This is a genomic window from Halomonas sp. SIMBA_159, from assembly GCF_046536035.1.
GTDB lineage: Bacteria > Pseudomonadota > Gammaproteobacteria > Pseudomonadales > Halomonadaceae > Vreelandella > Vreelandella venusta_A.
In genome coordinates, this window is sequence record NZ_JAWJBT010000292.1 from 1 (window position 1) to 303 (window position 303).

Sequence of the window (303 nt, forward strand, 5' to 3'; positions counted from 1 at the left end):
ATCTTTTCTGAATGCTCTCTTAATTCGTTGATTATTCGTGCAGATTCTTTCATAGAGTCACTGACACTTTCAGCAATAGAATCGGAGCGTTGCAGCGTACTTGAGCTGGCGTTGATGATGGTGATAGCTTCAATCGCTGCAGTTTCCGCCGAGTGCGCGTTGTGGGCAACATCAGATGCTGTTGAAGACAGTTCTGTCGCAGCGGCTGCGACTTGTTCTATTTCAGATAACTCGCGCTGGGCATTCTCAGAGTTGTTGTGTATCACTGTCGATATTTGCGTTTGGTTTACAGCCAGCTGCTCT

General features: G+C 46.9%; 1 pseudogene. It reads right to left on the minus strand.

Features of this window, described 5'->3' with window-relative positions:
* Positions 1–303, minus strand: a pseudogene (locus R0J87_RS19350) (hypothetical protein); the annotation flags it as partial.